We start from the raw sequence: 24,880 nt of genomic DNA, 5'->3' as shown, positions 1-24,880 counted from the left end.
CTTACTCATAACTGAACAGGTCACCGCCATGCATATCAATCATTTCAAGTGCTTTACCACCACCGCGAGCAACACAGGTGAGTGGGTCATCAGCAACAATGACTGGAATACCTGTTTCTTCCATCAGCAAACGATCCAAGTCACGCAACAATGCACCACCACCGGTCAGCACCATGCCACGCTCAGAAATATCCGAGGCCAGTTCTGGTGGCGACTGTTCAAGCGCAACCATCACCGCACTGACGATGCCCATGAGAGGCTCTTGCAAAGCTTCTAAAATTTCGTTGCTGTTCAAGGTAAACGAACGCGGTACACCTTCGGCAAGGTTACGGCCACGCACTTCGATTTCACGTACTTCGTCACCAGGGAAAGCAGAGCCAATCTCGTGTTTAATGCGCTCTGCGGTAGCTTCACCAATGAGTGAGCCAAAGTTACGACGAATATAGTTCACAATGGCTTCGTCAAACTTGTCACCACCGACGCGGACCGACGACGAGTACACCACACCATTTAACGAGATGATCGCCACTTCCGTGGTACCACCACCAATATCCACCACCATAGAGCCGGTTGCTTCCGAAACCGGCAAGCCGGCACCAATTGCCGCAGCCATCGGCTCATCAATCAAATACACTTCGCGAGCGCCAGCCCCTGAGACAGACTCACGAATTGCACGACGCTCCACTTGCGTCGAACCACAAGGCACACATACCAACACGCGCGGACTCGGTCGGAAGTAGTGACTGTCGTGAACTTTCTTAATAAAGTGCTGAAGCATTTTTTCAGTCACGTAAAAGTCAGCGATGACGCCGTCTTTCATTGGTCGAATCGCTTTAATGTTGCCAGGTGTACGGCCTAGCATTTGCTTGGCTGCATGACCGACAGAAGCAACATCTGGCATGCGACCTGAACGTTCTTGGCGCATCGCCACGACCGAAGGTTCGTTCAACACTATGCCTTCATCTTTGACATAAATGAGGGTGTTTGCTGTTCCCAAATCGATCGATAGATCATTTGAGAAAATTCCGCGCAATTTCTTCAACATCAGGGGTGTTCCCGTAAACTTTGCAAGGTGGATAATCTAATCGCGTAACTTTACCAAGCTGTACAAGGCTAGACAAGCAACTAATTGCAAGCGCCTTGTCGAATAAAACCTTGGCTTTGGATACAAATGGGCGCAGCTTGGGCGCCATTTAAACGCAGCTCAACCATACTTTGCCCACAAGGTTCAGGTGCCGCAGCACTATGACTCGTGGACACTGGACAACCTTGGCTATTAAACCGTAGGCCGTTAGCCAAGCCCAGCAAACTGCCGGACACTTGGAGCGTGGTATTTTCTGGAACCGTGATGACACGTTCTGCGGCAATGCTTGAACCACATTCGACCGGCGCTACTGTCGTCCCCATAAAGGCAATACCGTAACAGCCGCGGGTTGTATCTTGCATGGCTTGTTGTTGTTGATACCGCAACAGGCTTAAAAGTTCCGCACGGAACGTGCTTGCCGCCACATCACGTGAGCCGATCAAGGCAGGTAACGCCGTAACAGCCATGATCCCAACCAAGATAATAACGATCAGCAATTCAACCAAGGTGAAACCTTGCATAGAATTTACATTTGCTGAGGCGAATGGCCGCAATCCTGCGCGCATAACGTTGCCTTTGGTGTTCCATGAAATTGATTTAATAATATGCAGTTTAAAGGAAATTCGTATACTATGGAACGTATTAAAAACGTTAACAAAGGTGTTGGCACAAACAGCCCCTGCTTTGCCGAAAATAGAACCGCTTTGGCGACGACGAGAGAAAGGATTATCCATGATGCCCCATCGGCAACAACCCTCTAATTTTTCAAGACAATTACGTGGCTTCACGTTGATTGAACTCATTTTAGGGATCGTCACCTTAGCCATTGCCTTGGTCCTGTTAACGACGTTACTCTATCCACAAGCCTTTCGCAGCGCCGAACCTGTGTTACAACTACGGGCGGCAAACCTTGGTCAAGCTTTACTCGATGAAGTCATTGCTAAGTCATTTGACGAGAACAGTCCGCGCAATGGTAATCTCATTCGTTGCGGCGAAACCGGCGGCCCATCCTGCACACTCCCTGCCGAATTAGGCCCTGACGGTAGTGAAACGCGCGCCTCATTTAACGATGTTGATGATTTCCATCAATTGCAAGTGACCTTTCCAGCGCTTAGCGACGCGACGGGAACCAACTTAGCGGCCCGCTATCCTGGCTTCGGCTTTCGTGTGAATGTGTGCTACAGCAATACGAGTGGCCAATGCGTTGGAAGCATTACTCCGTACAAGCGCGTGCTCATTACCACCATCACCCCACTCGGCCAAGAGCTCGCTATTTCGGTCATTAAGGGGAACTACTAAATGCGCCAGACACGTTTCACCCAAGCGCGGGGATTTACCCTTATCGAAGTCATCGTGGTGATTGTCATTTTGGGTATTTTAGGTATCGCTTCGTTCAGTTTTCTTAGCTTTGGCTCCGAGATTTTCCGCGATGCCTCAAGCCGTCAGCAAATCATCGCCGAGTCTCGTTTTGCCCTTGACCGACTGGCCAAAGAGTTAAAATACGTGGTACCGCGCTCCATTCGGGTCGATGCCGCGGACCAAAATCGTTGTATTGAATTTGTGCCTTTGGTTACCAGTAGCCGCTACCTTGAGCTTCCCCAAGGTGGACCTGCATCGCCAACGGAATTTATTGCGATTGCCCCGCAACAAGTGAGCGCATTAAGCACTATGTTTTTGTTTGTCTACCCAACCCAAACCGCGCATGTCTACGCAGCTTCATCACGGCGCCAGCAAATCCAAACAGCGACGGCACTAACTGGAGCGCAAGCAGGGTTGATGCGCTTTACCTTTCAAGGTAGCGCGCCCACCTTCAGTCAACATAGTCCGGGACGTCGTTACTTTATTGGCGCCGGTCCCGTCAGCTGGTGCTACGACGATAGCGCGCAGGCGTTAGTGCGCTTTACTGGCTACAATTTGAGTGCCACACAACCTAGCTTAACCACACTTACAAGCTCAGCAGCACCGCGTGAGGTCATGCTGGCGACATTAATTAATGATTTGGCGAGCGAGCCATGGCCCTTCACCATCATGCCCGCCTCGCTGCGCCGAAACAGCCTGGTTCAAACCGACTGGATTGTCGGTGATCGCCAAGGTGAGAAGGTTCAACTAACCCATGAGATCCATTTGCCCAATGTTCCATAACCACGCTTCGAGCATCTTACGGCACCAGCGCGGTGCGGCCCTCGCTATCGCGATCTTTATCATCGTGGTACTCAGCTTGATCGGTCTAACGGTGGTAAAAATGGTTCGCGACGCGACCATGAGCACTGTTGTTGAAGTTTATGGCACCCGTACTGAAGCGGCGGCACGCAGTGGAGCTGAGCTCTTCTTAACGCAATTATTTCCGCTGTCAGCGCCCACGCAAACAGCACTCTGTCCAGTACGCGTAGGTACCACGCCGCAAACAGCTGTGCTCACACAAAATTTAGCTGCTGCGGGACTTGATCGCTGCAGTATTAGGGTCTTCTGTGATCGTCTTGATTTGTCTGCGCCGTATCAAGGCACGCATTTTCGAATTGTTTCGCAAGCCAACTGTCATGCCGATAGCATGCAGTTTTCTCGCCAATTGCTGTTGGAGGCAAGTGATGGGATTGAATAAGTCTATTCTCGTAGCTTTGTTACTAGTCACAACCATTCCTACGACCTTTGCCGCAACCTACGATTTCAAGAAGAACTTGCCTCCTGGCTGCACGCAAAAAGGCAACGGCCCAGCCTATTGCCCCAACGGTTTGTCACTGGGATGGGGCGATGTCATTGTCGCGAATAAAGTTCATACCGTGATTGTCGATGGCAATGCTGATCTGGCCAATGCCCAAATTTACCAAGGCGAGTCGGTGCGCCTTGCGATAACCAGCTCAGGAAACATCAGCGCAAGCTATCGAGCGCGTCTCAACGCAGACCTTTATGCCGAAGGCACCGTGCACTTTGGTGCCGAAGTTGACCTAACCGGGAACATCTCGGCAGATCATGTTTATCTAGAGTCACGAAGTACCCTTACTGGCGATATCAATACGGCCACCTTAACAACTAACTCAAATGTAGCAATTGACGGAGCTGTGCAAGCTTCAGGCGCAATCCAAATCGCGAGCTACACCGAAATTAGCGGCGCTGTGACCGCCGCATCGGTTAACGCCGACAGCTATACCCACTTTGCCAGCACTGTTACAGCGCAAGGTGATATTTCGTTAGGTAGTGAAGGCGTGATCAACGGTGCAGTCAGCGGTGACAATGTGATTCTTCGCGCCTCTAGCAGTCGTATCAACGGCGATCTGAATGCGACGGGTGATGTCATTATTGAAAGCGGTGCCGAGGTCAACGGTAACGTTGCGGCTGGTTATCTTCTGATGAAAGCCAGCAACGCTCGTATCACTGGAGATGCCGTTGCTTCCGGAGATATTGATCTTGAATGGGCGGCACGCATTGATGGGGATGCGACCGCCGTCAATATTAAGAACAACGCCGGCTCAACTAATTCAGTGGGCGGTGCAACCTATTGTCAATCATCCAACGGCTCGCACCCTTATAGCTGTAACAGTACGCCAGCACCACCTTCGCAATGTGATGCCCTGGGTGGTCTTGCCGGCTACGGCATTATCGGCATGGACGATTTCGATTACGGGAACAACTCTCAAATTAACGGAACCGACATCACTGACCCGAACAATACCAACGGTAACACGCCAACCCCGACAGGAGTGGTCGAAGACATCAATATGGCGTTTCCGCCCATCGACCCAGCGGTATTCCCATCCTTTAATGGCAGCGTTGACCGGACCAACCCGACCAATTTGCCGCCTGGAACCTATGACCGCATCAATGTCAGTGGCAATGGCGGTTTCGCCTCAACCTCTGGTGGTACCTACTACATCGAAGAAATCGATTTTTCGAACCAAACCAACACCTTGCAATTAGCTCCTGGTGATTACTTCGTCAAAGATATCGATATGGGCAACGATTCCAGTATTACCATCAGCCCAACCGGCCGTGTCCGCATTTATATTCGCGATGAACTCAACGGCGGCAATAACTTATTTTTCAATAGCGGTGGTAGCGTGCCAAACCTCGTCATTTATTTGTATGACGATGCCGAGTTTGAGATTGGTAACTTTAATCAGGGCAGCAGTTCTTCAGATCTCACCTTTAATGGTGTGCTCTATGCTCCTTACGAGAACAACGAGATTGAGTTTGGCAACAACACCAATATCCAAGGAGCTATTTTAACGGCCGGTGAATTGGAGATTGGCAATAATACTGAGATCACTTATACCGACGCGATTGAAGATCAAGTTAATGATGCCTTCGGCTGTACGCCAGAGGTCGATGAAGTCGACCATTATCGTATTTTGCACCCACAACAAGTGGTCAGTTGCTTGGCAGCACCGGTCACAGTAGTTGCCTGTTTAGATGCCAGTTGCAGCAGTCGCTTCTCTGACCCTGTGGCGCTAGAAGTGTTGAGTAGTGCCAGCGCCAGCACCTGGCAAGGCGGCAGTGTCGCCAGTAGCGCAGACAACAACGCCACCTTCAACTTTTCCGGTGGCGAAGGCAGCGGCGGTTTACGCTATATCGACGGTGGTAACACCACCTTAACCCTTGGCAATGCGGCACCAGCGGCGCTGAACAATGTGCAATGCTACGATTCAACCGGGAGCACCGCCACCAACTGCGCTATCGACTTCCGTACCGCCGGCCTTATCATCACAGCAGCTGATGGCACTAGTGCGATTCCACCGAGTTTTGCTGGTGAGGACTTCCCACTTGCTGTCCGCGCCGTGCAAACCAATACCCAAACAGGCGCCTGTGAAGCACGCGTGAGTGGTCCGCAACAACTTGAACTGGGCACCGAGTGTCGTAACCCGATGAACTGTCAGGCGGGGCAGACCTTCACAGCCGGCACCACACCGGTGGCACTTAATGCAGCGAACAGCAGTATTAATTACAGCCCCATTAGCGTGGTCTTTGATGCCAACGGCACTGCTGTTTTGCCAGCACAATACAGTGATGTTGGTGCCTTGCGCTTGCATGCTCGGTTAGACCTCGCTGCTGCCGCGAATCAGGGCCAAGCCGGCATTGACGATCCAAATGTAACCCTAACAGGAACCAGCTTGAATGACTTCGTGGTGAAACCTCATACCCTAGTTATTCACGCCTTAGATAGCGCCGACCAAATTGCAACAGCCACCACTGATAACGGTAATGACTACGCTCGTGCCGGCGAGGCGTTCTCGCTGATTGTGCAGTCCCTCAATGCACAGGGTGAAGTCACGCCAAACTTCGGCAATGAACAAACCAGCGCTGCAGTAAGTAGTCAGTTTGTCGGAACTCTTTATCCAAGCGCCCCCGATGCCAGCAGCACGGCCGCGAAGTTTGAGGGCGCCACAGGCTACTACAAAGATCCGAGCCGAGCCGGCACTATGCGCACCGATGCTGCGCGTTGGCTCGATGTCGGTACCATCGAAGTGGCACCTGGATTGATCAATGACAGCTACCTCGGCGCCGGTGATGCAGCGGTGAAACAGCCGACTGCCGTTGGCCGCTTTTCGCCCGACCGCTTTGCCTTGTTAACCTCATCACTGACCAATAGTTGTAACGCCTTTACCTATATGGATGAACCAGCTCTTGCAGTGAGCTACGACTTGGTCGCAGTCAACACCGACGGCAATATTACCGCCAATTATAACGCCAGCTATAGCGACACCGCGGTGATTCGAGTCGTGGCGGCACACCTCGGCAGTCCCGACACCGCGGCCGATAAATTTGCCCAGCGCTTGCTCAATCTGCCTGATGAACAAAACTGGGATGCCGGGTCGTTAAGTTTAAACGTCACCGATGCTGGGTTTGCGCGCCATCCTGATGGTGTTATTGATGGCCCCTACCCACTGCTAAGTCTAGGCCTACAAGTGCTTAGCGAACGCGACAATCGTGACTTTGCCGCGGGCGACCTCACCCTGACCACAGTGAGTGGACCAGCAGCTCCACTGAACGACCATCTCGCCCTCCGCTATGGCCGCTTCGTACTGGAGAACACCTACGGCCCAGAAACCGAAGACTTGTCAGTGCCGCTATCGGCGCAGTACTTTGACGGCAACCGTTTTGTCCTCAATAGCCTTGATCAATGTTCAGCTACCCAAGTATCACCACTCAGCGTCATTGCTGATCCTGCTGGTCTCAGCCCGATCGCTGCAGGCACAAGTAACAGCCTCAGTAACGGTGAACTACCCTTTGGCAGCTTATTCTGGCAAGCCACAGGTACCGGCAACACTGGTGAGTTTATTTACCAATATGACGCCCCTGCTTGGCTTGAGTTTGATTGGGTCGATGAGACAGGTACTGCGCATCGTGATCCACGCGCAACCGCAGGTTTCGGCCAGTATCGTGCGAACCCTCGAGTGCTGTATTGGAAGGAATTAAACTAATAAAAAAGGCGCTCAATGAGCGCCTTTTCTCACTACATGTCATGCATGCGTCTTAACAACCAGTTACCACAACACTCACTTGTGCAGCGTTTGCTGGTGTTGCATCAGTTGCTTGTGTGTACTGTACGTAACAATCAGCTGGAGCACCTTCTGGTGAGTACTGGATGCTACCTGCCGCTGGAGTATCTGCAGCTGCAGTCCACTCATTCGCATTGTTTAGACCAGCAGCAAAACCGATAGCTGCGTCAGTTGCTAAAGGGTAACCAAAAGCAATATCAACGTCGCCACGCTCAGTCGTCACGGTTGCAGCAGCTGCATCTTCAGTACCGTTAATCAACGCACGCGCATATGACAATTGCATCGCACCTTGAATAGACGCTTGCGCACCTCGAACGGTTGCTGTACGTGCATCAGATGAGAAATTAATAAACTGTGGCGCTGCAGTTACCGCTAGGATCCCTAATACCACGATGACAATGATTAATTCGATTAAGGTAAAACCTTTTTGTTGATTCATACGTTCTTCTCCATGTTTTAAAATTAGCAACCGCCAGAGTTACTAGACTATCAGTGCAACGTTAAACACTCTGTCTAACATCCCACCAAATTTGTTTAATTATTGCTAAAAATACTTACACCACCTGTACGCGGATTATACACGAACACATTTCCAACACTCAAATAATCATTACCACTTGGTGCTGTTGTTTCAGTTTGAATGGTACTCGCTAAGTAATACACGCAAATGTCATTCGAACCGTTGTTCTCACGGGTCACGTAATACCGATTTTCACCCAGTAAACCAAAGTTATTGGTCGCCGTTGGCGCGCCTTGTAAGATCGCCTGCATAATTGTACGACAGTCTTCACTCGTCATATTTTGATCGTGCGCACTATTATTGTTATTTCCACTGACGGGATAGCCAGTATTACCATCAACATTCACCGGCACGCCATCCATAACAATCATGGCACCCGAACCGTCCGCATTGCCTTTTGGACGTCCACGTAGCTCCCATTCCGCGCGCACCAGACTCACGCCACTGGCAAAGCCACCGGCCACGCCTTCTAACGCTGCATCTTCAGCATCAGCACTGACGCTAGTGAAGCGCGGCAACGCAGAGGCAGCCAACAAACCCAAGATTACGATTACAATGATCAGCTCAATCAAAGTAAAGCCGTGCTGTTGTTTCATATGCTCGGCGCTCATAGTTCTATCCTCTTGCCATTCATTTTGGTTAACGTCCTTTATAGGCATCCATCATGCCTATCATCGGAGTAAAAATACCCAGTGCCATCACAGCAACCATCACTGCAACCAACACAAGTAAAATCGGTTCGATACGCGCAGTTAAACTTTGTAAGTCGTAATCAACTTCACGCTCATAATAATCCGCCACTTCTTTCAATAGCTCATCCACGCGGCCAGTCTCTTCACCGACACTGATCATTTGCATGACCAAGGGAGTGAATAACCCCGACGCCTGCGCGGCCCGCGTCAATCCTTCACCTTTCTCAATGGTGCGGCGCATATCCTCAACGCGAGCCTGCATCCAGTAGTTATCCACCGCATCAGCGACTAAGTGGAGTGACTGCGTCAACGGCACCCCAGCACGCAGCATCACCGAAAAACTGCGCGAAAATCGTGACAATAGGCTACGTAAAACAATGTCTCCGAAAATCGGCATGCGTGTCTTGAAACGGTCCCAGCGCTCGCGCCCAGTAAGGCTTTGGGTATAGCTTTTAAACGCAAAGATCATTCCAGCCAGTACCGCCAGTAGCAACGGCCACCAGGTCACAAAGAAGTTCGACGTACCAATCAAAATGCGGGTCGGCAGCGGCAGTTCTGCATTAAATTGTGAAAACATATTGGCGAAAACAGGAATCACCCAAATGTTCAGAATAAACATGGCAATAACCAACGCCGAGACAATAAACATCGGATAACGCAGTGCTGACTTGACTTGCTTAGTGGTACTCTGTTCGCGCGAAAAATACTCCGACAACTGTTCAAACGACGTTTCTAATTGTCCGGTGTTCTCACCGACATGAATCACCGCGACCATTACCCGTGGAAACACTTTTGGATAGGCGGCCAAGGCGGCTGATAACTCACGACCACGCTCTAATTGTTCAACAACATCGCTCAAGACCACACGCAAGCGCTTTTTCGGACTGTTCTGCGCTAGGCCTTCAATGGCACGCAGCAACGGAATGCCGGCCTTGGTCAGTGAATACATTTGCCGCGTAAACACAATCAAATCGTCTGCAGTGATTTTCTCCGCAAACAAACCTAAGCCTGGACGTGCTGGGTGCGCTGATGGTTGCTTTGGTTGTATGGTTAACGGGGTCACACCTCGACGGATCAAGGTATCCGCAGCCGCACGCTCGGTGCCTGCTTCAATCGCACCGGTGACGAGTTCACCGGAGGCATCGCGACCACGATAACTAAACTCAGCCATCGCTTAACTCCAGAGTGTCGGTAAGGGTCGGTTGCAGCTCTTCTTCTTCCACCATTTCAGCCAAGAAAAGGACTTCATCAACACTGGTAACGCCTTGCTTGGCATAATCTAACGCTGCCATTGCCAAGGGCCGGTAGGTTGGTGAAGTTCGCGCTGCTCCGGCAAATTCGCGCATGTTGGCATCACGTAGAGCGTTGATCATCTCATCGTTGATCTCAAGCAACTCGAATACGCCGACACGGCCTTTATAGCCGGTGTGGTTACAGTTGCGACAGCCCTTACCTTTCATAAAGCCACTACCATCGCTAGCAATGGTCGGGTCCATTTTCCGCAGCACTGCCAGATCACCCGCTTCCACCGGGGTGGGCACACGGCAATGCTCACACACCCGACGAATCAAGCGTTGCGCCAACACCCCACGGACCGCGGCACCGACAAGATAAGGCGCAGCTCCCATGTCGATCAAACGCAAGGCACTGGTGATTGAATCGTTCGTGTGCAAGGTCGTCAAAACCAAGTGACCGGTAATTGAACCACGTAAACCGATTTCGACGGTTTCGCTGTCGCGCATCTCACCGACCATAATAATATCTGGGTCTTGTCGTAGCGTGGTACGCAACACGCGAGAAAAACTCAAACCAATTTTACTATTCACCTGAACCTGCGAAATACGCGGCAAGCGATACTCCACTGGGTCTTCAACGGTAATGATTTTTTTCTCAGCTTTATTCAGCTCATTTAACACACCATACAAGGTGGTTGTTTTACCCGATCCCGTAGGTCCAGTTACGATCAACATCCCATAAGGTTTGTGGATCAACTGCCGCACTCGGGCCAGCAGGTGATCCGGTAAGCCGGTTTGCTCCAGCTCGAGAATGCCGGCGGATTGGTCCAATAAACGCATGACGCACGACTCGCCGTATTGAACTGGCATGGTCGACATCCGCACATCGATCGCATGATCGCGCACTTTAATATTAAAACGACCATCTTGCGGCAAGCGCTTCTCAGAAATGTCTAAACCGGCCATCAGCTTCAAACGCAGCACCAGTGCACTCGCGATGGTGGTTTCCTTCAACACGTTTTCTTGCAAGACGCCATCCACCCGCATCCGAATGCGGAGCGCACGATGATCAGGCTCAATATGGATATCCGATGCCCGAACTTGCACTGCATCGGCAAAAATAGATTGCAGCAGTTTAGCGACCGTCGCATCATCAGCTTCATCTTCTAACGATAGCTCCGTGATATCGACGCCTTCATCATGTTCATATTCAGTCTGTAACTGACTAGCAAACTGCGCGATATCCTTGGTTCGACGATATAAATTATCGAACGCCTCTAACAGCTCATGGTCAGGTGCTACCGCCAACTTAACCAAACGCGGTTGTAAAAATTGACTGATAGCATCCACCGCAGATAGGTCTGCGGGATCACTCATGGCTACGAGGGCTTCGTTATCGTCAGCCTCCACGACCAAGGCGCGATGACGACGCGCTTGCACTTCAGGCAATAGATTGACCACAGGCTCAGCGATTTTTCGCTCGCTGAGTTCAATGAAAGGAATATTCAATTGTCGAGCCAAGAACTCTAATAGCTCTTGCTCAGTGATAAAGCCGAGATCAACCAGAGTAACACCTAGCTTGCGCCCATTGTCGCGCTGGTCTTCTAATGCTTGCTGTAGTTGGCGCTCAGTAATGATGCCTTCTTGCACCAACAAGTCACCTAAACGCATCTTCAAACGCGGTCGCATGCTATTGCTCTCCCAACACATCGAGACGCTGCTGCGCATAGCGCTGCGCGTCTTGGTTTAAATCATTTCGTTGTAACGCTTGCGTATAACTCTCAGCGGCTCTGCTCTTTTGACCTGCGTCTTCATAAGCTACCGCTGCAGCAAGCCACCAGCGTCCTTGCAGCGTGCGCTGTGCCAGCGCTTGATAATCCTGCGCAGCCGTACTGAAACGCCGCAACTCATTAGCCGCAGTCGCCCGCAACTGCAAAATATCGCTGGCTTCCGCCGCCTCAAGGTCAAAGCTTGCGAGTGCGCTCATTACCGCGAGATAACTGCCACTTTCAAGTAAAATGCGTGCATAAAGTAACTGCCAACGGCTTTGCTGAGGCTGAATCTGTAAGCCTTGCTCAAGCACAGCCAGTGCTGAAGCGATTTGTCCGCGACCATACCAGTACGCCGCCAATTCACTACGCGCCTCAACGTGCCCCGGCACCAGTGCAAGCACTTGTTCAAATAATCGTTCCGCGCGTTCACGCTGACCATTTTGCAGTGCTTCACGCGCTTGCTTAAGCTTCACTACGGCCAGCTCTTCGGCACTCAATGCAACGCGCTCAACCTCCATGGTCCCCGACGCAGTGGTGTCAGTTGGCGCAGGCGGTGGCGCGGCAGTGGGTTGTGCCGCCTTATCTTGTGCTGTGTTTTGCGCTGCCGCCAACACCGGCGCCGATGTTGGCTCAGGCTCGCTTGCCAACGCCACTGGCGCCTCTTCAACGGCTACTGTTGTCTCCACTACTGCCTCTGGAGTGATTTCACGCGCTGGCTTACTGGTACGTTCAGGGTCCTGTGCAACCACAACCACAGGCGTTGTCGCAACAGGCTGTACTTCCGTCGCTTCAACGGACGTTTCGGTTAAGATTGGCACCTCTTCCCCTTGTGTGCCAAACCACCACCAGACGGTACTCCCGAGCCCAACAAGGACAAGCACACTAACAACGACCACCCAGCCCCATGAACGTGCCTGAGGCGCTTGCGCCGCAGGCGTATAACTGCCTTGTCGTTCGTGCTGTTGACGTGCATCGAGGTCACGTAACATGCGGTTAATCACGCTCATAAGAGGTACTCCGTCAACCATCCCTGCCACCAGGCAATACTTAAGACAAGTATTACCACCACTGCAGCGCTGCCGAACCATAGCCAGCGGCTTTGACGCGGCAAGTCAACATCATCGGTGTCCTGCACCGCAAGCTGCACATGCTTGACCGTCACTTGCATCGCACCTTCGCCATAACACAACATCAATACCTTGTGACAAAGCACGTTCACCAAACGCGGTATTCCACGACTAGCATCATGTAACAATTGCACCGCACGCGGGGTAAACAACGACTGACCTTGGTACCCAGCAACATAGAGGCGATGCGAAATATAATGGGCTAACTCGTCAACGCTCATCGCTTGCAGGCTATAACTGAAGGTAATACGCTGCCGTAATTGCCGATGCTCACGCGTCGCCAAGCGTTCATCAAGCTCCGGCTGACCAAACAACACGATATGAATAAGCTTACGTGACTCGGTTTCCAAATTTGAGATCAGTCTGAGCGCCTCTAAGGTTTCAGAAGGCAAGGCTTGTGCCTCATCAACCACCACAACTGTCGTTTTGCCGTCTCGCACAATGCTCATCAAACGTTCTTGAATTGCTTGGGTGAGCAACTGCTCACTTTGCTGCTCAGGCGCTTCAACCTGTAGCTCACGGGCAATATGCGCACGCATTTCACTTGGAGTGAGGTAAGGGTTTGGAATATAAGCAGTCACAAACTGTTCCGGTAACTCATTTAACAGTTTGCGACACAATAAGGTTTTTCCTGTACCTACCTCACCAACAACTTTGATAAAACCTTCACCAGCCGCGAGGGCGGTCACCAATACTTCAAACGCCGAGCGGTGGCTCTCAAGATCACAATAAAAGCTCGTATTCGGCGTTAGCGTAAAAGGTAACTCTGTCAGCCCAAAGTAGTGGTGATACATACGACGACTCAATTACTCGTCATACCATTGCTTCAACAAATGACTCGAGCGCTCGAGCTCTTGTTGCCAGGTATCGACACCGACGACCACCGGACGAATCAAGATCACCAACTCTTTTTTCTGCTCGGTACGGCGCTTGTTTTTGAATAAATTGCCAAGCACAGGGATATCTCCCAACACCGGCGCTTTTGATTCTGCGTCGGTATACGAGGTCTGCATTAAGCCGCCAAGTACCACAATTTCACCATTGCGCGCGCGCACAATAGTGTCACTCTCACGAATATTACTTTGTGCCAACGGCAACACGAACGACTCTTCGTTCAAGGTAATGGTTTTGCTCTGCTCGGTGGTTTCTACCACCGATGGATGCACGTGTAAGACCACATCACCGTTATCACTAATTTGCGGCGTAATATCCAACGAAATGCCCGAGAAGAACGGCGTCAACTCAATGTTTGGCGTTGAGGTGGTCGCCGTACCCGTTACCGTAGTCGTCGACACGTCTGTGACAAAGTACTCGTCTTCACCAATTTTAATGACCGCTTTCTGGTTGTTCGCAGCGCTCACACGTGGGTTCGACAGCACTTGGACATTGCCTTGGTCTTGCAGCAAATTCAAAACGCCACTGAAATCACCAACGTCGAGAGAGACACCGAACACACCATTGTTATTGGCAACCGAGCCGCCGCCAAAACCAATGCTGCCACTCGCATTGCCTAGCGAGAACAAATCGCCCCAGCTAATACCTTGTTGATAGTCATCATTCAACGCTACTTCAACGATACGCGCTTCAAGGATCACCTGACGCTGCAAGCGTTCTTGGGCCGACGCTAAGAATTCGCGTGCCGCGCGTAACTCATGCGGGTGCGCTGTAATGGTCACAAGACCTGCTTGTGGCGATACCACCACACGACGGCCTTCACCTTCGCCGACAACGCCAGTCACGATCTCTTGCAAATCACTCCATAAGTCGGTTTCTGATTGCGTCGAAATGGAAGACCCATTGGTTTGCATCCCATTATTGAAACCGTTGTAGCCACTGCGTGATAAGTTGCCTTGCCCCGCTAAACCGGCTTGGTTACCGAGCAAGCCATTGTTGTAACTATTAGAATTGCCGTTAAGGTTGTTCTCTCGATCATTTTCACGTACACCACCTGAGCTTACGCTGGTTTGCGACAAGCCAAGCCGCTGTAGAGCAAGGTAATCAAGCGCGATGGTCTCAGTACGCAGACCGGCCGGGAAGACGCGAATCATACGGTTATCACGGCGAATATCATAACCATAGATATCACTTACCACCGCTAAGGTTTCCGACAAAGTGACCTCTTTCAGGCTCACTGTGATGGCACCCGAAACTTCTGGGTGAACCACAATGTTATACGGCGAATCAGCAGCGAGTCCGGCAAAAAAGTCAGCTGCAGCAATACCATTCGCATTCACAGAAAAGCGTGGCTCTGCCAGCAATTGTTCACTTGCTTGTGTTGTCGCTAGCGCGTTAGGGCGTAGCGTTTCTCGTACGGATGCCGGTAACGGTGGCCGCTCACTTGAGGCGCTTGAAGGCGTCTGCTGCAGCGCTTGTTGCGCTTCCACCGGTTTGCGGTCAGGCTGATGAGCACACGCCGTTAACACTACGGCTGCGGCACAGAGCATTGCTACTCGCATAGTTAATTTCTCCCTGAATCAGTCGCTGTCACGCGCTCGTCGTTGGTCAACTGCGGCTGCGCAAACAAGCTCAACGTCAGCTCACTGTTGTTTTTAGTATCGTAAACAATGACCTGATTCATTGTTATTGCTTTAATTTGATACGGTGGCAATGGGTCGCCCTGACGGACACGCTGCCCACTAATAAAGGCAACACGCTCTCCATCACGTTGTTGAATCGCCTGCAGCGTTAAGTCTGTGGTCACTACACTTGGCCCAGCAACAAAACGCGTATTTGCTGGTGCGGTGGGGTCAGGCAATTGTTGTGCTTGTACGCTACCGCAAAGTCCAGCGGCTACCAAAATACTAACTCGCCACATAATCACGCTCCAAACTCAGTGTATAAATTTCTAATAGCACCTGAGCTTCAGGGTACTCAGCGACTTGGTAGTCCATCCGCTGCCAGTAAAACGACCAAGGTAACCCCTCAAGCCTTTTAAAATAATCAAATACTTGCTGGTAGCTACCGCTCACAACCAATTGCAAACGATGTTTATAGATTTCACCTGCAGTAGCGTCACCATCGCCATACACTCGCTCAGCAGGTAACGCTTGAGCCGACTTAACATCTAACTGCTCGGCACTGCCTAGCAACGCTTGCAACAAGGCACGATTATCAGCTGCACTAACGTAGTTAGTTTCCGTTTTGATGCGTTGATTGACTTCGTCCAATTGCGTCTGCAGCTGTTTGAGTCGACTGCGTAAAGGTGCGGTAGGGTCACCGGCAAGGCGGATATCAACCACCTCAAGCTGCTGTCGCAACAAGCTCAATTGCTGCCGCTGCTGCGATACTTTGGTTTGTTCAAGTTGGTAGTTTTGCCATGCTGGCATTGCTAACACCCAAACCCCTAAATACAAAACGAACAGCAGCGCTAAGACAAACCAAAATTTGCGGCGTGGTAAAGGAAGTGCTGCAAATTTTTCTTGTAACTGTTGCCACATTTGACTCATCGAGCACCTCCCGCAGTTACATTCATGGTTTGGCGATGTTCCAAGTGACCAACGGTGAACACTAAGCCAGGCGCTTCTTCTGCGCGCAGCTCAAACACCCCAAAAGGACGCTGTTGCAGTGCTTCATACTGACTAAAGCTGGCCAACCAAGAGGGAAGTTGCTGAGGCTCAATAGTGCGACCTTGCAGGGTTAAGGCGTCATCTTGCAGCAAAATACGATGCAGCCAGATCGCTGACGTATCCACGCGCGCCAAATCGGCCAGTAATTGCGAGAAGCTGGTTTGGTTCTTTCCTGTCACTTGTTGCAACTGCGCCATCAGCTCATATCGCAGCCGCACCTGTCGATCTAAAGCATCCAATTCGCCATTAAGTCGGCTGTCGTTCAATGCTTCGTCGAGGGCGCGCTGTTTAACCTGCAACTCTGCTTGTAAGGCGTTGCCTTGTTCAATATGAGCGACAAGCTTTTTCTGTTGCTGACTTTGCAACGCGGTTAAGGTCGCCCAAATCACAATAAAGACAACCAGTAAGCCCCCCACGTAGGTGACGAAACGCTGCAGGGTTAACCACTCGCGGTTAGGTTTTAATTCTTGAAGGTAGAGGTTCGCGATACTTTTCATGCTTCTTCCTCACCTAGCTTTAGGGTCATTAGCGCGCCACCTAATGCGGCAAAGTCACTGTAATCACCACTGCCCAACTCACGCGCCCAATCAGGGTACGCAGCCCATTCAGCTTGCAACCCTAAGTCATCATGCAAGGCTTGTATAATCTCGCTTTTTTTCGGCAATGCAACAGCTAGCTGCACCTCTTTGACAGGGCGCTGCCGCAATTGCCGCTCGAAGTAATCCGCCGAGCGCTGCACTTCGACACTTAATGGCTGTAATCCACCCATGCGAACTTCTTCAAGGCTCAACTCACTGATCCGCTCCAGTGCACGCACCGCCCGGTTCACGTACAAGCTGCCCTCATGGTAGACCTGCAGTAACGCAGCTTGCTGTGGCTGTTGGTAGACCACCACTGTCGGCTCTTTAATCGCGCTAAATAAACACGCAACCGCCTGTTCTTCGACCACAATCGCGCGCATATTGTCGGAAATATCATGCAGCACCTGCAAGATTGGCATCAGGAAACTTTTGCTGGCGGCAACAGCGTTAATACGATTTTGACCAGGTAACTGCACGGGAAACTCGTAATAGTCGGTCAAGCAATCTTCGGGCTCAAACACCACCAAGTCGCGCAAGCTATAGCGCAAACTTGAACGAAGCTCTTCGTCATTTAGCGGCGGCCGCTCTAGGGAGACACTTTGATAAAAACTATTCCCGAGCACTAGGCTCAGCTGCGGGTGATGGCGGCAATACTTAGCATAGGTATGAGCGAGCTGCCGGATAGCACCGGCAACATCATCGCCGCTCACGGATACTTCGTCAGAAACGATAAGTTGCGGCTGAGCGTCTGGAAGCGGTTCGATGACAACCATGTGAACCTTTGCGCCACGTAGCGCGAAGGTCACGATAAGCTTACTTTTGTTGCGCGCACGAAGTAAATTCAGCAAAGCTTGGTCCCTGCGGATTGATATAATTATTATTCGATTATGAAGCCAACCTGTTAACGCAAGTTTGACACTTTTTGAGCGAAAAACAAGCTCTACACATCGACTTATTGCATTGTAACAAAATTGTTAATCTTGGATTTTCCAAGCTAAAGTCTCGCCCGCCCAATAAGGCACCATTGGCCCTACTGAAGTGTCCACGGTCGCCGGAACAGTCCAGCTCTCTCGCACTAAGGTGAGTGTATCTTCGGCGCGCGCAAAGCCATAAAAGTCGGCACCAAAGTGACTCGCAAAGTCAGCGAGCTTATCCAAGGCGCCCATCTGCTCAAAGAAGTGCGCATAGAGCTCGAGCGCAGCCGGCGCGGAGTAACATCCAGCACAGCCACACGCCGCTTCTTTCTTATCTTGTGCATGAGGCGCTGAGTCGGTACCTAAGAAGAACTTAGGGTTACCAGAAATTGCTGCCTGTTGTAACGCTTGCTGATGTTCACGTCGTTTCAAAATAGGCAAACAATAGTTGTGCGGGCGAATACCGCCAACCAACATGTCATTGCGGTTCATTAATAAGTGTTGCGGTGTAATCGTCGCCGCGACATTCTCGCCTTGGCTGACAACAAAATCGACCGCATCTGCTGTGGTAATGTGCTCTAAAACTAACTTTAACTTCGGATGACGTGCCAACAAGGGGCGAAGCTTGGTATCAATAAAGACTTTTTCACGGTCAAAGATATCAATTTCGGCATGGGTCACTTCGCCGTGCACTAACAAGGGCACTTGATACTCTGCCATGGCGGCAAACACTGTATCCAAAGCTTCAATATCAGTCACACCAGCATCTGAGTTGGTTGTGGCACCCGACGGGTAGAGTTTAAAGCCAATCACTTCCGACTGCTCTGCTGCATCTTTAACCATCGCTACAGTCGTGCTCTGAGTCAAATACAGCGCCATCAATGGACGGAACTCACTGCCAGCAGGCACCTGCTTCAAAATGCGGGCGCGGTAGTCCATCGCTTGCGCTACTGTGGTTACCGGTGGCACTAAGTTCGGCATAATCACTGCTCGGCCAAACACCTTCGCCGAGGCAGGAACCGTCGTTGCTAGCAAACCCTCATCACGAAGGTGAAGATGCCAATCGTCTGGGCAAGGAAGAGAGAGAGACTGCATGATAACCCCTTAATACTGATGCAAAGATAAGACGCATAGCGCCTAGTATACCGCTAGTCGGCCGCTGGTGCAGTAACACATTGATTACGTCCGAGCGCTTTGGCGCGATACAGCGCCTCGTCAGCGCGCGCGAGCCAATGATCTAACAAGGTGTCTTGTGGGCTGAGTTGGGTGATACCCGCACTGAAGGTAATCTGCAACGCCTGTTCGGGCAACACAATCGGCGTTTCGCTCAGATGCTTACGTATCCGTTCCAATGCCTTGGTGGCTTCTGCTTCGACGGTGTAAGGCAGCAGTATGGCAAACTCCTCACCACCGAGACGCCCCAGCAAATCAAGATCGCGTAATTGCGTTTTGACAATCTCGCAGAACTGACGTAACACCTTATCACCGGCTGCATGCCCATAGGTGTCATTAATCTGCTTAAAATGATCCAGATCAATGATCGCAACCGACATGGGGACGTTATAGCGCATGAATTCATCATACCGAGACGTTACCGCTTCCCAAAAGACACGGCGATTCGCCACGCCAGTGAGCTCGTCAGTGGTCGCCATTTTGCGCAACCGCTCTAAGGCGACCAAACGCTCTTCTTCCATACGGCGGACATGTAATAGCGTACCAAGGGTGTCAAGGATGGGTCGCAACAATTCAATATGGTGCGGTTGATAAGGCTCATCACGATTACCGAGTAACAACACCCCAACGACTTCCTGCTTAAAATGAAGGGGTAAAAGCAGCGCGTTCCTTAAGCGTGGCAACAGTTCTGGGCTCAGTCGCATATCAAGCGCCGAGACTTCTGCATGACAAAGCTGAGGTTCGCCTTGTTGCAAGGCTGCCTCAGCCACCGCCCCGCTTATCATCACTTGAATGCTCGCCGCACTTTCTTCCAAACCTGTGTGGGTATGCTCAGCGTCATCTTCAAGCTGCAACCCATGCACCTTTAATTGTGTTGGGCTAACCGAGGCCTCCGCCAATTCGCCAACGAGGCCAACGCCACTGGCGGTGACTTTCATTAATTCAGGTAAGGCGTGGTCACAAACGTCACGAAAGTCCTTTGCTAACATAAACTCATGCTGCACATAGGAAATAAGCTTTAGCAGTGAGGACTGTTGCTTCAAGTAATTTGCTTTTTCAACTTCTGACGTAATGTCGTGATGAATACCGGTCATCTTCGCGGGACCAAACTCAGTGTCTTCCTCCACCAAACGTCCCACACTATGCAACCATAGATAGTGACCATCGTGGTGTCGCATCCGAAAGCGCACCTCAAAGCGGGGTGTTTGCCCTTTTAAATGTTGTTCAATCGCCACGCGTAGTAACTTTTGATCGGCCGGGTGAACGCAAGTAAACCAGTCAAAACTACCCGGAGGGCGGTCGTGATAGCCCATTCGACGACGCCATGAATCACTCACCATCAGTCGATTGGTGGGGATTAACCATGACCAAGTAAACAATTCTCCAGCGGTCAACGCCAGTTCAAAGTTTTGGTTGGTTTCTTGCAACTCCAACTCTAGTGCTTTGCCTTTGCTGTCGTCCGTAAGGTAGCCGCGAATGCGTAAAACTTCTTGTTGCGCGCCACGATCCACGCGAGCAAAATGATGCACCCATTTGATCTGTTGGCCGTCTGCCGTCGGCTGAATCACTCGGTAATCCATCTCTAAGGCATCTTCGTGACCATCAATCAAACGCTGCATACGGGTCAATAATTCCCCGCGATCCTCTGGATGAACAATGGACTCATAACGAATGTCTTCTCGTAACAGGTACTCACTCGGGTAGCCTAAAACACGTTGCGCATTCTCCGCGACATAACTTAAACCAACACTAGGTTCAACGCGCCATACCACCATACACATGGGGCCTTGCGCCAGTAAGTCGCGCTCCGCACGATAATTCGCCAGTTCATAGTGCTCTTCGATAGTCAGGGCAACCCAGCGCGCAAGGGTTTCCAACTGCTGAATCTCAGCCTCGGTAAAGGTTCGAGGGGTTTGCGTTACCACGCAAAGGGTGCCGATATGATGGTCTTCATTCAGCGTCACCGCCGCGCCAGCGTAGCCACGAATCCCACCTTTGCAATCAACGTAGGGATTGTTTTGAAAACGCGGGTCACATAGCGCGTCGGTCACCACAAGCGTTGCACCGGAGCTCACCACATGTGAGCAAAAAGCATGTTCTCGTGGGGTTTCATCGAAAGGCAAACCAACATTCGCTTTAAACCACTGGCGCCGCTCGTCAATCAAAGAGATAAAAGCGGCATCGGCGGCAAACACTTTGCGCACCAGGGCGACGATGTGATCAAAAATAGGTTCTGGAGCCGAATCAAGCAATTCAAGGTCATGCAACAACTGCAACCGTGCTTGCTCATTTTTTGGTACTGGAAACTGCTTCAAACTTCACCCCCACGCTTAAGCTCACAGCCCGCTTGGCCCTACTTTGCTCTTAAGCACTTACCTCTTGCCCGACAGCACGTTGGCTTGCTGTCTCAAGCTCTTCACTCATACAACAACGATTTCGCCCACCGCGCTTTGCAGCATAGAGCGCTTTATCTGCTTTACGGTACGACTCGGTTAACTCCAAGTCACCGTTATTATTCACCAGACCAATTGAGACGGTCAAAATACCATGTGGTTGCGTCCATTCTGGAATCGTTAAGGCCATCACGCTTTCGCGAATCGTCTCAGCCAGTTGCCACGCCCGACCTTGCGAACAATGTGGTAGCACCACCGCAAATTCCTCGCCACCCACCCGAGCCACGAGTTCATCGCTTGCGCAACGTCGAGCTAACTCCGTCGCCACCGCTTGTAAAACGCGATCGCCAACATCATGGCCTGCGGTATCGTTGACCCGCTTAAAGTGGTCAATATCAATTAAAAGTAGCCAGTGTTGCACGTTGTCGCTAATCTTCTGGCCAATAAAGTCATGAAATTTGCGGCGATTGGGCAAATCTGTCAATTCATCTAAGGCCGCCACGTCTGACAAACGACGCGTTAATCGCCGACGTTGCTGATCGATCTGCTCTTGGTAAATAGCCGCCACACCGACCATCAATACGATAAACCAACTCGTTAATATCACGTACACCGCCAGCACTTTTCCTGACAGCGTCGCGGTTGCAGTGCTGAGCGCAAAGCCTAAGCTATACGGAAAAATCGTGCCTAATATGGACTGGAGCCGCGCAATCGTACCACTCAAATAGGGACTTAACATTGCTCGTAGCGCACCGTAATTAGCGGTCGAAAACAAAATACCGATAATCACGATGAGGCCAAAGGTGGCAGTAATCAACGACATTTGTCCGTAAAAGTCTCGCTGGCCATAGATATAACCAACAAAAGCAACGAGCGGAAAACACAGCGCAATCGACGCAAACAACTGCGCCAAATTACTCCAACGAACGCCGGCGAAAAGGGCGCTTAACGCCGCAAGAAAAAACATTGCAGCGGTGTTAAATCCCATCGAGTTCGACTTGCCCTGTTGCAGCTCTTCAACCACCACCTGACGAAAGGGCATGAATCGGGACACCAAGCTGATATCGTAAGCGACTTCAAACAGTCGCAAACAGGTAACGACTAAGGCAAGTAAAAAGCATGGACTCAAGCGCCGTAGTAACGGCAGTGGGCTCGCTGAGGTGACCATGCCACAGCCCATCAGCATGGTGGTTAACGCAGTCAGCGGATGTGTGGCTGGTCCGTCGTCAACGGGCCGGTATAAGACGTCAATGCCTAACGCATAACCAAGTAACGAAAGTGCGCCGAGCATGAAGGCAATAAAACCCAAAGGACGCACCGAGCGCAACGCGAAATCAACTAAATGCCACTGTTTACGCTCAATAGAATGAGAAATCATTTCAATCCTAGTTTTTCTTTCCAGTGCTTTCTGCAGCAAGAAATATAGCGGTCATTCCCGCCAATGGCGATTTGCTCACCCACCTTCACCGCATTCCCCTCTGCATCAATGCGCAGGTTCATGGTGGCTTTGCGTCCACAATAGCAGATGGTCTTCATTTCATTCACTTTATCTGCCACCGCAAGCAATACCGCACTGCCCGGAAAAGCTTGGCCAAAAGCATCGGTACGAATGCCGTAGCACATCACCGGAATAGCTAACCGATCCACTACATCGGTTAGCTGCCACACTTGCGTCTCGGTCAGAAATTGGGCTTCGTCAAGCAAGACGCAGTCAATGGCGTGTTGGGAATGACGCGCTTCAAGCAATGCAGCTAAATCTGTACTACTGGTGAACGCTAGTGCGCTGCGGTCAATACCGAGTCGTGAGGCAATCACACCTTGACCTGCACGATCGTCAATCGCTGGGGTTAAGAGAAGAACATGCTGGTCGCGCTCTTCGTAGTTATGCGCAACTTGCAATAACGAAGTGCTTTTTCCAGCATTCATTGCTGAATAGGTAAAATACAATGACGCCATGATAATTAACGGTTATCTAATAATTTTCTAGTTTGATTGAGGGTTATACTTAGTTTACACGCTGAATGCAAAAGGCATTTTTGCTATTATTGGTCAAATTCACCTAATGGAGTCGTTATGTCGCAGCGTTATACTCATGAATTCCTCAAAGCCATGCCAAAGGCTGATCTGCACTTACATCTTGATGGCAGTCTCCGCCCTGGCGGCCTCATTGAAATGGCCAAGCGTAGTAAGATTGAATTACCCTCGTACACCGTTGAAGGTTTGTACGATAAGGTGTTCAAAGAGAGCTATAACGACCTTGGTGAATACCTCAATGGCTTTCAATACACCTGCGCGGTTCTCCGTGATATGGAAAACCTCGAGCAAGCCGCCTATGAATTGGCAATGGACAACTTAGCTGAAGGTGTTATTTATATTGAAGTTCGCTTTGCACCACAGCTGATGATGGACCCAAGCAAAGGTATCGACTTTGACCGCGTGATGCACACCGTCAACGCAGGCCTGAAGCGCGCCAAGACTGAGTACAACCGCCAAGCTGAAGTGGTCGCTGGTAACAAGCCGCCGTTCGACTACGGTATTATTAACTGCGCAATGCGGATGTTCGGTGCCAAAGGTTTTTCACCTTATTACACCCAGCTGTTTCAAACCCTCGTTGATCATGAGCCAAAACAAGTAATCAAGATCGCCGCGATGGAAATGATCCGCGCCAGCATTCGCCTGCGTGACGACGAAGGCTTACCGATTGTAGGTCTTGATATTGCTGGGCAAGAAATGGGTTATCCTGCGCACGACTTTAAAGAGGTCTATGAATACGCCCATCAAAACTTCTTGCTAAAAACCGTTCACGCTGGTGAAGCCTATGGTGCTGAGAGTATTTTTGAAGCGCTAACACAATGCTACGCAGACCGTCTGGGGCATGGCTACTCATTGTTCTCGCCAGAGATGATTCAAGATCCAAGCATTACCGACAAAGATGCTTACGCCAGCCATTTAGCCTCATTTGTCGCGGACCGCCGCATTGCTATCGAGGTGTGCATTACCAGTAACCTACAAACCAACCCAGCGATCGGTGATGTGCGCCAGCACAACTTTAAACACATGTTTGCTCACCGCTTGGCAACAGTGATTTGTACTGACAACCGTCTGGTTTCCCGTACCACAGTAACGCGGGAGTATGAACTCGCCAACCAGGCAGCAGACATTCCACTGAAGCGCTTAAAAGACATGGTTGCCTACGGCTTTAAAAAGAACTTTTTCCCAGACAACTATTTAGCTAAACGTGCCTATGCGAAACAGGCATTGGAGTACTTTGACAAGGTAGCGCAACAACATAATATTAGTTAAACCGCATCAGCCTATTGCAGTAGCACCAG

At 50.8% G+C, this 24,880-nt stretch carries 22 protein-coding genes; 5 read left to right on the top strand and 17 right to left on the bottom strand.

Translation table 11 applies throughout. The features are described 5' to 3' along the window. Position 1: 1 nt before the first annotated feature. Together G535_RS0107105 and G535_RS14190 are read right to left on the bottom strand one after the other, a co-directional pair. The gene (locus G535_RS0107105; RefSeq protein WP_026861426.1) at positions 2-1,045 is read right to left on the bottom strand and encodes a rod shape-determining protein; all 1,044 of its coding nucleotides are present in this window, start codon (positions 1,043-1,045) and stop codon (positions 2-4) included. Between the two features lie 80 nt (positions 1,046-1,125). Beyond that, positions 1,126-1,605, bottom strand: a complete 480-nt coding sequence (locus G535_RS14190; RefSeq protein ID WP_157981188.1) for a type II secretion system protein — start codon at positions 1,603-1,605, stop codon at positions 1,126-1,128. A 211-nt stretch (positions 1,606-1,816) separates the two neighbouring features. Between G535_RS14190 and G535_RS0107095 the strand changes: the two genes are divergently transcribed. The 4 genes from G535_RS0107095 to G535_RS0107080 are packed head-to-tail and all read left to right on the top strand — an operon-like array spanning position 1,817 to position 7,497. Further along, on the top strand, positions 1,817-2,383 hold the full coding sequence (locus G535_RS0107095) for a type IV pilus modification PilV family protein (protein WP_026861424.1): 567 nt from the start codon (positions 1,817-1,819) through the stop codon (positions 2,381-2,383). Next, positions 2,384-3,226, top strand: a complete 843-nt coding sequence (locus G535_RS13890) for a prepilin-type N-terminal cleavage/methylation domain-containing protein (protein ID WP_026861423.1) — start codon at positions 2,384-2,386, stop codon at positions 3,224-3,226. Continuing rightward, the gene (locus tag G535_RS13885) at positions 3,198-3,683 is read left to right on the top strand and encodes a hypothetical protein (protein WP_126775158.1); all 486 of its coding nucleotides are present in this window, start codon (positions 3,198-3,200) and stop codon (positions 3,681-3,683) included. Before G535_RS13890 ends, G535_RS13885 begins: the two co-directional genes overlap by 29 nt. Beyond that, positions 3,670-7,497 carry a polymer-forming cytoskeletal protein gene (locus G535_RS0107080; protein WP_026861422.1) on the top strand — a complete coding sequence of 1,276 codons (3,828 nt, stop codon included), beginning with the start codon at positions 3,670-3,672 and terminating at the stop codon, positions 7,495-7,497. The genes G535_RS13885 and G535_RS0107080 overlap by 14 nt, the downstream gene beginning before the upstream one ends. Before the next feature lie 52 nt (positions 7,498-7,549). Here the strand turns inward: G535_RS0107080 and G535_RS14350 are convergent, their stop codons facing one another. The 15 genes from G535_RS14350 to G535_RS0107005 all read right to left on the bottom strand — a co-directional run bounded on the left by G535_RS14350 (position 7,550) and on the right by G535_RS0107005 (position 23,504). After that, on the bottom strand, positions 7,550-8,014 hold the full coding sequence (locus G535_RS14350; protein WP_026861421.1) for a type II secretion system protein: 465 nt from the start codon (positions 8,012-8,014) through the stop codon (positions 7,550-7,552). A gap of 95 nt (positions 8,015-8,109) precedes the next feature. Next, a complete protein-coding gene (locus tag G535_RS0107070; RefSeq protein ID WP_026861420.1) occupies positions 8,110-8,706 on the bottom strand; it encodes a prepilin-type N-terminal cleavage/methylation domain-containing protein in 597 nt (198 codons plus the stop codon). Positions 8,707-8,734: 28 nt separating this feature from the next. After that, positions 8,735-9,958, bottom strand: coding sequence for a type II secretion system F family protein (locus tag G535_RS0107065; protein WP_026861419.1), 1,224 nt, complete (start codon positions 9,956-9,958; stop codon positions 8,735-8,737). Beyond that, complete coding sequence (locus G535_RS0107060; RefSeq protein ID WP_026861418.1) at positions 9,951-11,711, bottom strand: GspE/PulE family protein; 1,761 nt, start codon at positions 11,709-11,711, stop codon at positions 9,951-9,953. Before G535_RS0107060 ends, G535_RS0107065 begins: the two co-directional genes overlap by 8 nt. Position 11,712: 1 nt before the next feature. Next, entirely contained in the window at positions 11,713-12,801 is a 1,089-nt protein-coding gene (locus G535_RS0107055; RefSeq protein ID WP_026861417.1) for a tetratricopeptide repeat protein, read from the bottom strand. Further along, positions 12,798-13,715: an ExeA family protein gene (locus G535_RS0107050; protein WP_026861416.1), complete on the bottom strand. Its 918-nt coding sequence runs from the start codon at positions 13,713-13,715 to the stop codon at positions 12,798-12,800. The genes G535_RS0107055 and G535_RS0107050 overlap by 4 nt, the downstream gene beginning before the upstream one ends. 12 nt (positions 13,716-13,727) lie before the next feature. Continuing rightward, positions 13,728-15,377, bottom strand: coding sequence for a pilus (MSHA type) biogenesis protein MshL (gene mshL, locus G535_RS0107045; protein ID WP_026861415.1), 1,650 nt, complete (start codon positions 15,375-15,377; stop codon positions 13,728-13,730). A gap of 2 nt (positions 15,378-15,379) precedes the next feature. Then, complete coding sequence (locus tag G535_RS0107040) at positions 15,380-15,736, bottom strand: hypothetical protein (protein WP_026861414.1); 357 nt, start codon at positions 15,734-15,736, stop codon at positions 15,380-15,382. After that, positions 15,723-16,367 carry a hypothetical protein gene (locus G535_RS0107035; RefSeq protein WP_026861413.1) on the bottom strand — a complete coding sequence of 215 codons (645 nt, stop codon included), beginning with the start codon at positions 16,365-16,367 and terminating at the stop codon, positions 15,723-15,725. Before G535_RS0107035 ends, G535_RS0107040 begins: the two co-directional genes overlap by 14 nt. After that, positions 16,364-16,984: a hypothetical protein gene (locus tag G535_RS0107030; protein ID WP_026861412.1), complete on the bottom strand. Its 621-nt coding sequence runs from the start codon at positions 16,982-16,984 to the stop codon at positions 16,364-16,366. Before G535_RS0107030 ends, G535_RS0107035 begins: the two co-directional genes overlap by 4 nt. Further along, positions 16,981-17,916: a hypothetical protein gene (locus tag G535_RS0107025; protein ID WP_026861411.1), complete on the bottom strand. Its 936-nt coding sequence runs from the start codon at positions 17,914-17,916 to the stop codon at positions 16,981-16,983. The genes G535_RS0107030 and G535_RS0107025 overlap by 4 nt, the downstream gene beginning before the upstream one ends. 126 nt (positions 17,917-18,042) lie before the next feature. Beyond that, positions 18,043-19,077 (bottom strand): dihydroorotase, encoded by a 1,035-nt coding sequence (gene pyrC / locus G535_RS0107020; RefSeq protein ID WP_026861410.1) that lies wholly within the window; start codon positions 19,075-19,077, stop codon positions 18,043-18,045. A gap of 53 nt (positions 19,078-19,130) precedes the next feature. Next, positions 19,131-21,470 carry a sensor domain-containing diguanylate cyclase gene (locus G535_RS0107015; protein ID WP_026861409.1) on the bottom strand — a complete coding sequence of 780 codons (2,340 nt, stop codon included), beginning with the start codon at positions 21,468-21,470 and terminating at the stop codon, positions 19,131-19,133. A 49-nt stretch (positions 21,471-21,519) separates the two neighbouring features. Continuing rightward, positions 21,520-22,926 (bottom strand): GGDEF domain-containing protein, encoded by a 1,407-nt coding sequence (locus tag G535_RS13880; protein WP_051207021.1) that lies wholly within the window; start codon positions 22,924-22,926, stop codon positions 21,520-21,522. After that, positions 22,923-23,504 (bottom strand): thymidine kinase, encoded by a 582-nt coding sequence (locus G535_RS0107005; protein WP_026861408.1) that lies wholly within the window; start codon positions 23,502-23,504, stop codon positions 22,923-22,925. Before G535_RS0107005 ends, G535_RS13880 begins: the two co-directional genes overlap by 4 nt. Positions 23,505-23,621: 117 nt before the next feature. Here G535_RS0107005 and G535_RS0107000 point away from each other — a divergent pair, with 117 nt between their 5' ends. After that, on the top strand, positions 23,622-24,851 hold the full coding sequence (locus G535_RS0107000; protein ID WP_026861407.1) for an adenosine deaminase family protein: 1,230 nt from the start codon (positions 23,622-23,624) through the stop codon (positions 24,849-24,851). The last annotated feature ends 29 nt before the right edge of the window (positions 24,852-24,880 follow it).

The organism is Pseudidiomarina sediminum DSM 21906 (assembly GCF_000423165.1).
In the GTDB taxonomy this organism is placed as follows: domain Bacteria; phylum Pseudomonadota; class Gammaproteobacteria; order Enterobacterales; family Alteromonadaceae; genus Pseudidiomarina; species Pseudidiomarina sediminum.
The sequence above is the reverse complement of the archived record's forward strand: the minus strand, read 5'-3'. Positions and strand labels throughout refer to the sequence as shown.